The organism is Chitinophaga sp. Cy-1792, from assembly GCF_011752935.1.
Taxonomy (GTDB): Bacteria; Bacteroidota; Bacteroidia; order Chitinophagales; family Chitinophagaceae; genus Chitinophaga.
The window spans coordinates 951,821-964,858 of the sequence record NZ_VWWO01000003.1; the positions used below are offsets into that span (position 1 = coordinate 951,821).

At 49.3% G+C, this 13,038-nt stretch carries 11 protein-coding genes; 4 read left to right on the forward strand and 7 right to left on the reverse strand.

Annotated elements, in window-relative coordinates; translation table 11 throughout:
• The first annotated feature begins 156 nt into the window (after positions 1 to 156).
• Positions 157 to 756 (forward strand): hypothetical protein, encoded by a 600-nt coding sequence (locus F3J22_RS29135; protein WP_167021494.1) that lies wholly within the window; start codon positions 157 to 159, stop codon positions 754 to 756.
• Between the two features lie 39 nt (positions 757 to 795).
• Here the strand turns inward: F3J22_RS29135 and F3J22_RS29140 are convergent, their stop codons facing one another.
• The 7 genes from F3J22_RS29140 to F3J22_RS29170 form a co-directional block, all read right to left on the reverse strand.
• On the reverse strand, positions 796 to 2,232 hold the full coding sequence (locus F3J22_RS29140; RefSeq protein ID WP_167021495.1) for a c-type cytochrome domain-containing protein: 1,437 nt from the start codon (positions 2,230 to 2,232) through the stop codon (positions 796 to 798).
• Between the two features lie 14 nt (positions 2,233 to 2,246).
• Positions 2,247 to 3,197, reverse strand: a complete 951-nt coding sequence (locus F3J22_RS29145; protein ID WP_167021496.1) for a sugar phosphate isomerase/epimerase — start codon at positions 3,195 to 3,197, stop codon at positions 2,247 to 2,249.
• 7 nt (positions 3,198 to 3,204) lie between these two features.
• Positions 3,205 to 4,692 (reverse strand): DUF1501 domain-containing protein, encoded by a 1,488-nt coding sequence (locus F3J22_RS29150; protein WP_167021497.1) that lies wholly within the window; start codon positions 4,690 to 4,692, stop codon positions 3,205 to 3,207.
• 11 nt (positions 4,693 to 4,703) lie between these two features.
• Positions 4,704 to 7,430 (reverse strand): DUF1553 domain-containing protein, encoded by a 2,727-nt coding sequence (locus tag F3J22_RS29155; protein ID WP_240155232.1) that lies wholly within the window; start codon positions 7,428 to 7,430, stop codon positions 4,704 to 4,706.
• Between the two features lie 80 nt (positions 7,431 to 7,510).
• Complete coding sequence (locus tag F3J22_RS29160; RefSeq protein WP_167021498.1) at positions 7,511 to 8,386, reverse strand: AraC family transcriptional regulator; 876 nt, start codon at positions 8,384 to 8,386, stop codon at positions 7,511 to 7,513.
• A 186-nt stretch (positions 8,387 to 8,572) separates the two neighbouring features.
• Entirely contained in the window at positions 8,573 to 9,211 is a 639-nt protein-coding gene (locus F3J22_RS29165; protein ID WP_167021499.1) for a peptidylprolyl isomerase, read from the reverse strand.
• A 34-nt stretch (positions 9,212 to 9,245) separates the two neighbouring features.
• Positions 9,246 to 10,280, reverse strand: a complete 1,035-nt coding sequence (locus F3J22_RS29170) for a sulfite exporter TauE/SafE family protein (RefSeq protein ID WP_167021500.1) — start codon at positions 10,278 to 10,280, stop codon at positions 9,246 to 9,248.
• A 104-nt stretch (positions 10,281 to 10,384) separates the two neighbouring features.
• Here F3J22_RS29170 and F3J22_RS29175 point away from each other — a divergent pair, with 104 nt between their 5' ends.
• The 3 genes from F3J22_RS29175 to F3J22_RS29185 all read left to right on the forward strand — a co-directional run bounded on the left by F3J22_RS29175 (position 10,385) and on the right by F3J22_RS29185 (position 12,955).
• Positions 10,385 to 10,948, forward strand: a complete 564-nt coding sequence (locus tag F3J22_RS29175) for a hypothetical protein (protein WP_167021501.1) — start codon at positions 10,385 to 10,387, stop codon at positions 10,946 to 10,948.
• Positions 10,949 to 11,224: 276 nt separating this feature from the next.
• The gene (locus F3J22_RS29180; RefSeq protein ID WP_255492099.1) at positions 11,225 to 11,737 is read left to right on the forward strand and encodes an RNA polymerase sigma-70 factor; all 513 of its coding nucleotides are present in this window, start codon (positions 11,225 to 11,227) and stop codon (positions 11,735 to 11,737) included.
• A 78-nt stretch (positions 11,738 to 11,815) separates the two neighbouring features.
• A complete protein-coding gene (locus F3J22_RS29185) occupies positions 11,816 to 12,955 on the forward strand; it encodes a FecR family protein (protein ID WP_167021503.1) in 1,140 nt (379 codons plus the stop codon).
• The last annotated feature ends 83 nt before the right edge of the window (positions 12,956 to 13,038 follow it).

Sequence of the window (13,038 nt, forward strand, 5' to 3'; positions counted from 1 at the left end):
GCAATATGGGCTAAATTCATTAAAAAAGTAAAAATATTATCGCCACGGCAACCCAAAGGCCTGTTAAAGCGTATAAATATTAGTCATGCTCGCCTATTACCGCTACCGGATGGCAGTGTTTTTGTGCCTCTTTTTCTAATCTAATCTGTCATACTTATGGAAAACAAGACAATTATGGCCGCTATGCTTATCAGCTTCGGACTCATGGCATGTCAATCTACCATAAAAAAGACTTCCGATAGTTTGAACGCCCATATCGATACCAGCCAGGCTGTTGCAGATGGCCAGCTGACAACCACAGACGCCAGCAATACGGCCATTTCCGAACTGCCGGAACATGTAGTGGCCGATCATCTGAAAGAGATGTACGCCAATGACCTGAATCAGAACCTGATAGACAGCAGCAGCCGCAAATTTGCGATGGATAAATACGACCTGGACGCTGATGGTAATATGGAAGTATTTGTGGCCCTGACAGGACCTTATTTCTGTGGTTCCGGCGGTTGTACCTTATTGCTGCTGAATAATAATGGTAAGCTCATCGATAAATTTACCGTGTCTGGAACACCGGTGATGATCGGCAACGAAAAAACAAATGGCTGGAGTAACCTGCTGATAGAAAGTGGTGGTAAATATCACCTGCTGAAATATGATGGAAAGGCTTATCCCTCTAATCCAAGCCTGGCGCCGGTAGTGACCAAACCGGATATGGCGCTGAAGAAAGTGCTGGCAGGCCCGGCGAATCATACGTTTTAGCAATAAGGCGTCCCTATGCTGTAGAGACGCCTTATTGTATTATAGTTTCGCAGTTTTATGATATTCGATCGTATCGGAAGCCAGCGCTGGCAGCTGGTATCCGCCGGTATCTATTTTGAGTCCGGGCAGATCATGCTGTAATTGAGATAACATAGATTTATTCACCTGCGTTTCATTCAGATATAATTGTTGCAGATTTTTATTGCCTTTCAATACCCCGATATCCGCGGCACTGCAGTTGTTCTGGCCAATATTTAAGTAACGGAGATCTGTACAGTGGTTGAGTTCCTGCAGTGTTTTCCCCTGAATAGCTGTTTTTCGTATATCCAGTCTGGTTAGATGCGGGAGTTGTCCGATGGCCGACATACCGGCGTCTGTGATGGCCGTCCCGGAAAGGTCGAGCCATATCAGCTGTTCTTTTACAGGTAGTAACAGGGAAATATCCTTATCGGAGAAATTTCCTGCGGTATAGCCGGATACAGCGAGATGATGATCGGCATCACCTACCTGCAATACTTTCAGGCCTTTGTCTGTAAGCGCCTGGATAGCCACTTTGCCAGCCTGGGCTACTTCCCGTTCCGGAACGAATTCCTGTTTGTCTATAGGTGCTGCGGGTTGCATGGCCGCCAGTACCGCCATGATCCGCGGGTTTTTAGGCAGGTCTTTTACCTTTTTGCCGGCAGGTGCGCCGGAGGCAATCCACCAGTGCAGCAGCTCTGTTTCTGCCGGAGACAGCGAAGGCTTGCCTTTTGGCGGCATGCGGTGTTCGTCGGATTCCGGGAGCAGCAGTCTTTTGAAAAGCTCACTTTCTTCCGGCATACTGTCTTTCAGCACGGGGCCGTTTTCACCGCCTTTACGCATCAGTGCCAGCGATTCCAGCTGCAGGCCGCCTTTCAGCTTCTGCTGACTGTGGCAGCTGATACAACGCTCGTTCAGCACAGGTTGCACCAGGTCTTCATAGACCCTGGCATCGCTGATATCTTTATAGGCAGCCACTGCGGGAATATCTCCCTTACTAAAACGCTGTAATACCGGTGGCATGGCCGCGGTAAGATAGTTGTCGCCGTGGGTAAGACTACCCCCGTAATGCCCGGCGGCACTGATCAGTACCAGCAGGAGTACCGCTAAAGGTATCTGTATACGGTTGGCCAGCTTCTTTACTGATTGTACGATACACATGATGCCGCTTATAACGGCAACGGCTATACCAAGATTACGGTGTGTATCCAGCAGATGGTCGTCATAGCCGCCATCCTGTGAAAGGAGGTAGCCGGTCAGGCAGCTGCAAAGGGCTGCCAGGAAGGCTGCCAGGAAAAGAAACGGAATCGTATTGCGGAATCGCTGCCAACGCGGCCAGCGGCTGAGTAACAGCAGCAGCACAGCTATCAGCAGTATGCCTATGGGAAGGTGTACGACAAGTGGATGAATCCTTCCGGTGAAGCTGCTCCAGTTGCCGTTGGTTGCTAATAAAATCATCTCAGAACACTAATTTATTTACCATAACGTTGACGCAGTTGCTGCATCATATACACATTGATACCCCATTGGTCCGATACCGGCTGCCTGGTATAAGGCAATGTCTGCTGGTAATCCGGTGGCCCGAACTCCGTTAAAATAGTGAGTCGCTTACCGTCGGCCTGGTGTCTTTTCACGATTTCATCCCACCAGCTGAAATGCTGTTTCACGGCCGAATCCCATTCAGGCGCCCGTGGATCATTGACCTGTGGCCCTTCGGGATGACCTACACGGGCATGTATATGTGAAGCCCGCGATAAGGCTGCCGCTACGGCTTCCGGCTGATCATGCAGCAGGGTTTCATGCACGTTGCACCAGTGGGAGATATCCAGGGTAAGCCGCAGGTCAGGCTTTGCTGCAATGAACTGTTTGGCGATATGCGCTGCAAACAACATCCGCGAACGGTGCGTTTCGTGGTATACCGGTATGCCCGACTGCTTAGAATAACGGTAGGTCATATCTATCAGCGCGGCATTCTGTTCGAAGGTGAAATAATCTTTCCCGCTATGGCAGTTGATATATAATGGTTTTACAGGATTGTTTCCTGTAGCGGCTTTCAGCGATTGTTCAAACTCAGCGGCATGTTTCGTATAGTCGCTGCTGCTACCTGCGCAGAGGTAACCAATTTCCAGCTGGTGCTTTTTCAGTGCGGCGTACAATTCCTGCTGCACCTTGTTGTCGTGCGACCACCACATTTCTATGCCATCATAACCGGCGGCTTTGGCGGCGGCGCAGAATTCATCCGTGTTGCCGTTGAAACCCCAGTTGGTGCCCATGATAGTGAGCTGATAACCTGCTTTGATACCGCTACTGCGGAAAGGTTGCAGGCCTTCTTCCGGCGTTTGGCCGCTACTTAATTTTGGTAGTAATAATGCACCGCCTAACAAAGACGACTGCTTTAAAAAGTTCCTTCTTTCGTTGTTCATGTGTGGACTAGCTTAATATAGGGGTGATTACTTTTCCTCCGGTATCCGTCAGGCGGAAAGGCCTTCCCTGGAACTGGTAAGTGAGTTTTTCGTGATCAAATCCTAGTTGTTGTAAGATCGTGGCGTGAATATCGTTGATGGCTACCTTGCCTTTAATGGCAGCATAGCCGATTTCGTCCGTTTCGCCATGAGAAGATCCTTTTTTGATACCGGCGCCGGCCATCCACATCGTAAAGGCTTCTACGTGGTGGTCTCTGCCAAGGAAAGGCATTTCTTTACCATCGCGGTTTTCCTGCATAGGGGTACGGCCAAATTCGCCACCCCATACCACCAGCGTTTCATCAAGCAGGCCGCGTTGCTTCAAATCCTGCAGCAGTGCGGTGATCGGGCGGTCTATCTCTCTGCATTTATTTTTAAACCCATAGTCGATGGCAAGGTTTTCATCGGTGCCATGGCTATCCCAGCCCCAATCATAGAGCTGTACGAAGCGTACCCCTTTTTCCACCAGTTTGCGGGCGAGCAGACAGTTATTTGCAAAGGATTCCTTACCAGGTTGCGTGCCGTACATCTGGTGGATATAATCCGGCTCATTGGCAATGCTCATTACATCGGGAACGGCTATCTGCATTTTATAGGCCAGTTCGTATTGTGAAATACGTGCCAGTGTTTCAGGATCGCCGTAAGCGGTATATTCATCTTCGTTAATCTTGTTGATAGCGTCTATTGAGGCTTTGCGCAGATCGCGGTCCATGCCTTCCGGATCGGAGAGGAACAACACCGGGTCTCCTTTGGTACGGCATTGTACGCCCTGGTACACAGAAGGGAGGAAACCGCTGCCCCATACGCTTTTGCCGGCATCGGGTGTTTTACCGCCGGAGGTGAGTACCACAAATCCTGGCAGGTTGCTGTTTTCCGTGCCCAGTCCATAGGTTACCCAGGAACCCAGACTAGGCCTGCCCAGTCTGGCGCTGCCGGTTTGCATCAGCAGCTGTGCCGGGCCGTGGTTAAACTGGTCTGTCTGCACGGCTTTGAGGAAGCTGACTTCATCTGCCATGGCGGTGAAATGTGGCAGGTGGTCAGAGATCCAGGCGCCGGACTGGCCATGTTGCTGGAAGACCGCCTGTGGCCCCAGCATTTTAGGAACGCCACGGATAAACGCGAATTTCTTGCCTTCCAGTAAAGAAGGCGGGCATAGTTGGTTATGTAGTTTCTGCAGGGCAGGTTTATAATCGAAGAGTTCCAGCTGAGAAGGTGCGCCGGCCATGTGCAGGTAAATCACACTTTTGGCACGACCAGGAAAATGAGGCGCTTTGGGCGCCATGGGATCGCCGGCAACAGCTTTCGGTACGCTGCTGTTGTTGCCGCAGCCTGCGAGGAAAGACCCCAGTGCAGCGGCGCCAAGGCCGGTTACACAGTCGAGCAGGAAGTGCCGCCTGGTGGTATAGCGAAGCTGTTGGTTGTTGGCTTCATCAATCAGTTTTTTATATCTGGACATACTACGCAGATTTAAGATTTGATCAGGAATTCATCCAGGTTCATGATAGCGTTGGCTACCACCACCAGGGCTGCTGTTTGTGCACTATCGCCGGAAGGCTTGCCGGTGGCGCCTTCTACCAGTTTTTTTGCAGCTGTTGCGTCTTTGCTGTATTTCTTGAATGCTGTATCATAGAGCGTCATCAGCACTTTCAGTTTATTCTCCGGCAGCTGGCGGAACATGGCCTGCTGGTAACCCCAACGAATACACGTAGCGGCATCGCTGCCTTGCTGTTGCATGCGCAAAGCCAATGCTGCGGCAGTTTCCACGTATACAGGATCGTTGAGCGTAGTGAGTGCCTGCAGTGGCGTGTTGGTACGGATACGTCGTTGCATGCAAACCTCCCTGCTGCTGCCGTCGTAGGTGAGCATGGAAGGGTAAGGGCTGGTACGTTTCTGGTAAACGTATATGGCCCTGCGGTATTGGTTGCCATCATCAGCCTTCTTCCAGTATTCGCCGCTCCATACGCTCTGCCAGATATTATCCGGCTGATAAGGCATGACACTTGGGCCGTGAAGGCTTGGATTCAGCAGTCCGCTTACGGCCAGCGCCTGGTCGCGCACTTCTTCGGCGGTGAGGCGGAAATGCGGGCCTCTGGCCAGGTAGCGGTTAGCAGGATCTTTTTCGATCATTTCCGGTGTGGCAGCGGAGCTTTGTTTATAGGCGGCCGACAGCACTATTTCCCTGATCAGTGGCTTCAGGTGCCATTTATGCTGATGCATGAGTTGGTAAGAAAGATAGTCCAGCATTTCCGGGTGACTAGGCGTAAAGCCCTGTGTGCCGAAGTCTTCCAGGGTTTCCACGATACCGGTGCCGAAGAGCTGTTCCCAGATGCGGTTGACGATCACCCTGGCAGTGAGTGGGTTTTGATCGGCAGTGATCCATTCGGCGAGGCCCAGGCGGTTACGTGGTGCATTTTCAGGGAATGGGTTCAGGGAGTGTGGTACGTCAGGGGTGACGGCTTTTCCTGTCACCATCCAGTTGCCACGTTCGAAGACATGCGTCACGCGGTGCATGGTAGCAGGATTTTCCACCATTACCGGCACATCTTCCGGGTTTTTGTTGATGACGGTCATCATCTCCTCATATGCTTTATCAAATCCCGGTTTTCCTTTACCCGGGAAGTCGTTGCGATAGGCAAACCATTCCACGCTGCATACGCTGGATGCTTTGTCCAGCGAAGGATTGCGGAATACCAGGTACAGGTCGTGGGTGCCGGCAACAGGCGGGATAGGTATGTCTATGGCCTGTCTGCCCTTTGTTGGTTGTATTTTATGAGATATTAATACTTTTCCTTTGAGGCTGTCGAGACGTACTTCCATGGTACCGCCGGTGGTGCTGGTCCAGTAGTTCATGAAGAAGTGGGTGCGGTTGTTGAGTGGCTGCTTCGGAAGCCGGCAGCTGCCACCATCGCGGATGCCGAGGTATTTGGTATCTACGAGGGCGCCGTTGATGTATTGGTCGCAGTCGTGGGCATGTACTTTCGGTTCCAGTACACGGAGGAATTCCTGTACATCTTGCTGGTCGGCGGCGGAGCCGTTGGTAGCTACCCAGCTGTTGATTTCCCTTACCTGGGCCAGGCTAACGCTGTCGTATAAACGCAGTTTAGGATGTTCCATGTGGGTATCTTCATCGCGGGTATCGTTGAGGAAGGCGAGGAGTTTATAGTAGTCTTCGAATCGGAAAGGATCGTAGGGGTGGCTATGGCATTGTACGCAGGCGATGGTTACTCCCTGGAAAACGTCCATGGTGGTGGCTACGCGGTCCATAACGGCAGCGGTGCGGAATTCTTCGTCCTGGGTACCTCCTTCGTCGTTGGTCATGGTATTACGATTGAAGGCCGTGGCGATCATCTGGTTGTTGTCAGGATCGGGGAGGAGGTCACCAGCCAGCTGATGGATGGTAAAGGTATCGTAGGGCATATCTTTATTGAAGGCATCGATGACCCAGTCGCGGTAGCGCCATATTTGTCTGCCGGCGTCGCGTTCATAGCCTTTTGTATCGGAGTACCGGGCGAGGTCGAGCCACATAGAGGCCCATCTTTCGCCGAAGTGCGGCGACTGGAGGAGGGTATCCACCAGTTGTTCGTATGCATTGGCATTGGTAGCGGCAGCGAAGCTGGCGGCCATCTGCGGTGTAGGCGGCAGACCGGTAAGGTCGAGGCATACGCGGCGCAGGAGGGTCATTTTATCGGCTTCGGGAGAGGCGCTGAGGCCTTCGGCTTTTCTTTTTTTCTCAATAAAATAATCTATGGCATGGTTAGGATCTGGTACAGTAGCGGCTTTTGGCGCTACGTATGCCCAGTGTTCGCCCCATTCGGCGCCGGATTTTACCCATCGCGTGAGCAGTCCGATCTCTTCTTTGGTGAGTGGCGTGCCTTTCTGGGGCATCCGCTCTTTAGGATCTTTACAGGTAAGACGGCGGATAAACTCACTTTCTTCAGGATGGAAAGGGATGATGGCTGGTTTGCCGGATTTTGTTTTGCCGAGGGCGTCTTCCCGGAAAAGTACGCTGAAACCGCCACTCTGCTTAACGCCGCCATGACAGCTGATACAGTGTTTATTCAGAATAGGCTTTATTTCAGTACTGAAGTCCGGTTTACGGCCCGACTGGCAGCCCGTAATAACGGCAGCCGACGCGAAAGCAATCGAGATTATCGCTGTGAATCTCTTCGTGGAATAGCACTTCATTCTTTTCATTGTTGACAGGAAATAAAGTTATTACCACTGTCCCGAATGATCCATAGATGAAATCCTGTATTTGATGGATTATATTCTGATTATATTTTCTTTTCCCTGTACTGGTTGGGCGATACGCCCATAATTTTTGTAAATAACCGGGAGAAATAATAGGGATCTTCCATTCCTAGTTTTGCGGCGATTTCCTTAATGCGTAAAGTTGTGAAAAGCAGGTACTGGCAGGCGTCCTGTATTTTCATCTGATTAAAATATTCTATAGGGGAGATGCCGGTATTATTTTTAAACAGGGCGGAGAAGTGCGACTGCGAGAGGTTGACAGCGGCTGCGATCTGTTGCAGCGTGAGCATCTGGTGCAGGTTATTTTTCATGTAGGTGATGGCCAGATCGGTGACGTCGTGCTGTCTGTCGGCTGTAACGGTATGTTCGGGATAGAGGCAGCTGGCGAGGAATGCGGGCAGATACATGTTGGCACCGGTAAGGTTTTCGGGCCTGTTGCCACGTTGCAGCTGGTTGTAGCAAAGGTCGAAGAAGTCGATCCGCTGTGCGGACCATTTCAGGTTGGTTTTGGTATCCTGCCATGTTTTGAGGGCCATTTCCACGAGGCTGTCGGTACTGGTGCCGAGAAAGTGTACCCAGTAGATCGTCCATGGGTCCCTGATATCGGCGCGGTATTCATGGTCGAGGTTACGGGGCAGCAGGAAGCAGTCGCCCGCCCTGATGACGTGGCTGTTGCCGCCTATTGTTACCTGGCCTTTGCCTTCGGTACAATAGATTAATATATGTTGTTCTGCGCCCTGTGGGCGTTTGCGGTGATGAAACCGGGCTTTGGGATAATAACCAATGTCGGTGATATATAATGCGGACATGATAGGATGCTGTTCGCAATGGGCTGTTAGCAGGTTTCGTGGCAGTACGATCATTCGTTGTCCCTGGAACCCTTCTGTCTTCCTGATCATAACGTGTGCTTTGAGACAAAATAATAAAATCCATCAATAATCCGCCTGGTATTCATCGATGGATTTCATTGTTTTGTCGGTAAAGCCGATGGTGTGGGCTTATTGAAATTGGCTGTGGTCGCGGCAATCATCTCCCGTAGGGAAAAATAAAAACAGGTATTAAAATAAATGTCGTTATGACAATTGTTACTTTCTCATGACCTTCACACTGAATGCAACCGGTTGTAATGGAACATCATTTTTATCGGTAGCTACCTGGTTGATTTTTTTCACGACATCCAGTCCTTCCGTGATTTGTCCGAATATCGTGTAATCGCCATCCAGTCGCGGAATACCGCCGATGGTACGATAAACTTCCTTGTGACTTTCAGGAATTTTCCAGCCTTTTTTAGCCTCAATAATTTCGAGTTCCTGGTCGGTATATTTTCTACCTATGACAAAATATATCTGGTCAAAGAAAGATGCTTTTTCCCAGTTATCATCGCGGCCGGCGCCCAATGCACCTGGTTTATGGAAGAGGTCAGGTTTGATTTCTGCCGGAAAGCGGGGAGCACCCAGTTCAGGATGTTGCTTTTCTTTCAGGAGGATACTATCGTCCAGCTCACCGCCCTGTATCACGAAATCCTTGATCACACGGTTAAACAAGGCATTGGTATAGGTACCTTTCTTTATTTCATCGAGAAACATATCTCTGTGCTTAGGCGTTTCATCGTACAGCATGACGGTAAAGCTGCCGTAGCTGGTGGTGAATTTAACACGGACAGATTGTGAAAAGGCTGCCAGACTACATATACAACATGCCGCCAGTAACAATATTTTTTTCATTGACCTTGAAATTAAAGATCCCAAGGTAATGTTTTTAGCGGAAGTCTATTTTATGAATCAGTTGCTGATTGGAAAAATAATAGGCTTCATAGGAGGTTTCGCCAATGGTATACACCGCCTCAATAATGATATTCTGCGTATTGGCAGGCCGGGCGTCCATGACCGTCTTTTGCTGGGTGGCATTGAGTTCAGCGAAGGGAATCACCACTTCAAATTCGAAGCCTTCATCGTAGGTAAATTCGAGTGAGAAATTTTTTCTTTGCCATTGCAGGTTGGCTTCTACGCCTTTTGTGATCAGTTTTGTATTGAGATAGCCTTTGTTGGATGCAAAAAGATTATTGGTGGCACTGGTCAGCATCACCACACCCGACAGTACCATGGTGGCATATCCTATTTTACGGAACAGGTGTTCACTGAGTTTAGGCAGTACAGATTTAGTAGCCCAGGTAGCGATAACCGCGGCGATAGCCACCAGTACCCCTACTTCTACCACCCTGGCGGTAATGAGTCCGAGGTAGGCATATAATATTATTTTGATGAGATGTAGAATGATTTCGTTGGCTGCCCTGGTGGCGATGATTTCTTCCTTGGTGAGTCCGTACCGAAGGTAGAACCTGTTGAAAAGCACGCCCACGGCGCCTGTGATGCCGGAGAGGAATCCTGCTGCGAAGCCGATGGCCGTTAAGGCCATATTATTAGGTGCATGGCCGAAGGATTCATTTTTTGCTTTTTGCAGGAGTGATGGAATATTGCTGAGGAGGAACAGTCCCATCATAATTTCGAGGTATACCGGATTGAGGTACTTGAGCAACCAGGCGCCGAGCCATACGGCAGGGATGGCTGCCGGCACAAAATATCTTACGATATGCCAGTTGATATGTTTTTTAAAAGCGGCAAGTCTGGTGGCAGAGCTGGTGAAAGTACCGATAGACAATGCTGCCGGCACCTGGCTAACAGAGAGCGCTATGCCTAATACCGGTATCAGGATCAGTCCAGCGCCGCCGCCACAGATGGCGCTGAGCAGAAAAGATATTATACTACAGATGAATATGATTATTAATCCCCACATACCATGCTGGTTAAAGTTTCCGTTTATAAAGCAAAGGTATCTTTGGAATCTGGTAGAAATCTGAAGGAAAAAAATTCTAACTTGATCTGCAATAATTACTTACTATGAAATTACACCTGTCAGGACTATGCCTGTGTTTACTCTTTGCTTTGCCAATGCTGGCGCAACAGAAAAAGGAAGAGCTTCATTTCACCAGCAATCAGCGCCAGCTGATCACGGTATATAAGGGAACCATATTCGTGAATGGCAACAAGGCTTACGTATTTAAGGAAGATAAGATCAAATATGCGAGCAAGCGTAACCGGCTGATAGAAGATGGACGTACCGCTTTCCTGTTCCTGGAAGTAACGGATACCCCCAACAAAGACAAATTAATTGTATTTAATATAGATCACTCGCTGGCAGATTCATTGCTGACAGCGATCAGTTCAGATGTAAAGGACTGGGACAGGGATGATAACCTGGAATTTGGCGGCAGTGAGGCGCCGGTGCCTTATGCTGCGGCAGATTCTATGTATTACCTGCCTTCCAGGTGGTATGAGATCAGGAAAGGTAAGATCAGTTATGATGCGGAACTAACAGAAACGGTGGATAAAAAAGTGAATGGGCAGTTTATTGCCGATGCGCCTCAGCGGTTGCTGATACCGAAGAAGAAAGGTAAGAATTAATTGAAAGGCGCCACTGGCGCCTTTTTTTGTTTAAGCACATGCTGTTTGTTTCCGGGTTTCTGCTGCTGCCGGAGGCAGCAGCAGAAACCCGGAAAGTAGCGCCCGCCGCAGGCGGGCGCTACTTTCCGGGGGAGGACATAAGAAATATCATAGATTATAATCGCGTTTTTTTATTTTCGCGGTAGAAAGAGCGATATTTTGAGAATAGATAATACTCATAGTGACCTCGAACTGATTAGTCTTTTAAAGAGGGATGAGACCTATGCTTTTGATCAATTGTACGCAAGACATTGGTCAGCCATGTATAGAGCTGCTTTTTATCTGTTGCGGGATGAAGAAGCCTGCATGGATATTGTGCAGGATATATTTGCGTGGTTATGGGAGAAGCGTCACCAGCTGGATATACAGGCGGTCCCATCTTATTTGCGTACAGCAGTCAGGTTTAAGGTAGCCAACTATATCCGCTCCGGAAAAATCAGGGAATCATTTTATGCTGATCTGTCAGGACTAAATACCGAAACACCTGCCGGTTCCCAGGAATTACTGGAACTCAACGATCTTAAAACCATCATCCGTGAAGCGGTGAATTGTTTGCCGGAGAAATGCCGGGAGATATTCCTGCTGAGTCGCGACGGCCAGTTATCAAACCAACAGATTGCTGACCTGCTGGGGATTTCCATCAAAACTGTGGAGGCCCAGAAGACGATTGCCCTCAAAAGAATCCGTATTGCCGTAGAGCCTCATCTGCTGGCGCTGTTACTATTTCCTGTCCTTACCCATTATCATTGACAGGCCTCTAAAAAAAATTATTGTTATGTTTTAGGGGTCAGGCTTTTTGAGATTGCCTGAGTATATGACCGCATTTACATGACGAAAGAGGAGATCATATCATTAACGGAAAAAGTTGCAGCCGGAACCGCTACAGATGCGGAGCTGATGCAATATAACCGTTTGTTTGACGCCTTTCAGCAAGGCTCCCAATGGGATGAGCAGCTGATGGGCGACGAGGAAGCTATTGGGCAGGCGATCAGGAACCGCCTCCAGCCTATGTTACAGCCGAAGCGGTCTGCAAAGGTTATCCGCTGGCGTAGCTGGGCTGCCGCTGCCAGCGTAGTGATCCTATTGGGAGCAGGCGGATATTTCCTGCAGCAGCGTGCCGCAAAGCCGGCACTGGCGCCGCAGATAGAGCGCTTCAAAAATGATATTCCCGCACCGGCAGGTAACCATGCGGTGCTCACCCTCAGCAACGGACAACAGGTCATGCTCGACAGCGCCGGATTGGGAATGCTGGCGGTTCAGGGAAAAATACAGGTAGCCAAGGGAGCTGATGGCGTCATTATTTATACCGGATCAGACAAAAACATCGGGAACAATACCGTTCAACTGCCTGCAGGTAGCCGCGCATTGGCCATCGTACTCAGCGACGGTACCAAAGCATGGATTGATGCGGGTTCCTCACTGACTTATCCCGTCGCCTTTACCGGCAGTAAACGTAACGTAACCGTTTCCGGACAGGTATATTTTGAAGTAGCACAAAATAGTAACCAGCCTTTTACCGTATTTAACAGCTCAGATAAAACCACCGTAGAAGTATTAGGTACCAGCTTTAATTTAAGAGCATTTGCAACCGATTCCTCCACCAAAGTAACATTGGTTAGCGGCTCCGTAAAAGTAAATACAACTACAGCAACGCATATACTAACACCTGGCCAACAGGCAGTAACCAACAATAAAGGAAATATAAGCATCCACAACAATGTTGATATACCATCAGCACTGGCGTGGAAAGAAGGACTATTCTATTTTAATGGAGCTGACATAGCCACCATCTTGTCAGAAGTAGAGCGATATTATAACGTAGAGGTTGTATATCAAGCAAATGTCAACGATGTTTTTGTTGCAAAAATTCCAAGGGATGTTCCTGTTTCTCAATTGCTGAATTTACTGGAGATGACCAATCTTGTCCATTTCAGGATTGAAGGCCGAAAGATTACAGTGATACAGTAACGTAAGCATGCACCAAATCAAATTACAACCGGTAAAGGCCACCAGACTTTGCCGGCAGGGAAAGTATTGTCCGACATCAGCCG

Coding starts and splice junctions, on each gene's coding strand:
- F3J22_RS29165 (WP_167021499.1), bottom strand. CDS start 9,211: ATGAAAAAAATATTGTTACTGGCGGCATGTTGTATATGTAGTCTGGCA.
- F3J22_RS29160 (WP_167021498.1), bottom strand. CDS start 8,386: ATGATCAGGAAGACAGAAGGGTTCCAGGGACAACGAATGATCGTACTG.
- F3J22_RS29150 (WP_167021497.1), bottom strand. CDS start 4,692: ATGTCCAGATATAAAAAACTGATTGATGAAGCCAACAACCAACAGCTT.
- F3J22_RS29145 (WP_167021496.1), bottom strand. CDS start 3,197: ATGAACAACGAAAGAAGGAACTTTTTAAAGCAGTCGTCTTTGTTAGGC.
- F3J22_RS29155 (WP_240155232.1), bottom strand. CDS start 7,430: ATGAAAAGAATGAAGTGCTATTCCACGAAGAGATTCACAGCGATAATC.
- F3J22_RS29135 (WP_167021494.1), top strand. CDS start 157: ATGGAAAACAAGACAATTATGGCCGCTATGCTTATCAGCTTCGGACTC.
- F3J22_RS29185 (WP_167021503.1), top strand. CDS start 11,816: ATGACGAAAGAGGAGATCATATCATTAACGGAAAAAGTTGCAGCCGGA.
- F3J22_RS29170 (WP_167021500.1), bottom strand. CDS start 10,280: ATGTGGGGATTAATAATCATATTCATCTGTAGTATAATATCTTTTCTG.
- F3J22_RS29140 (WP_167021495.1), bottom strand. CDS start 2,232: ATGATTTTATTAGCAACCAACGGCAACTGGAGCAGCTTCACCGGAAGG.
- F3J22_RS29175 (WP_167021501.1), top strand. CDS start 10,385: ATGAAATTACACCTGTCAGGACTATGCCTGTGTTTACTCTTTGCTTTG.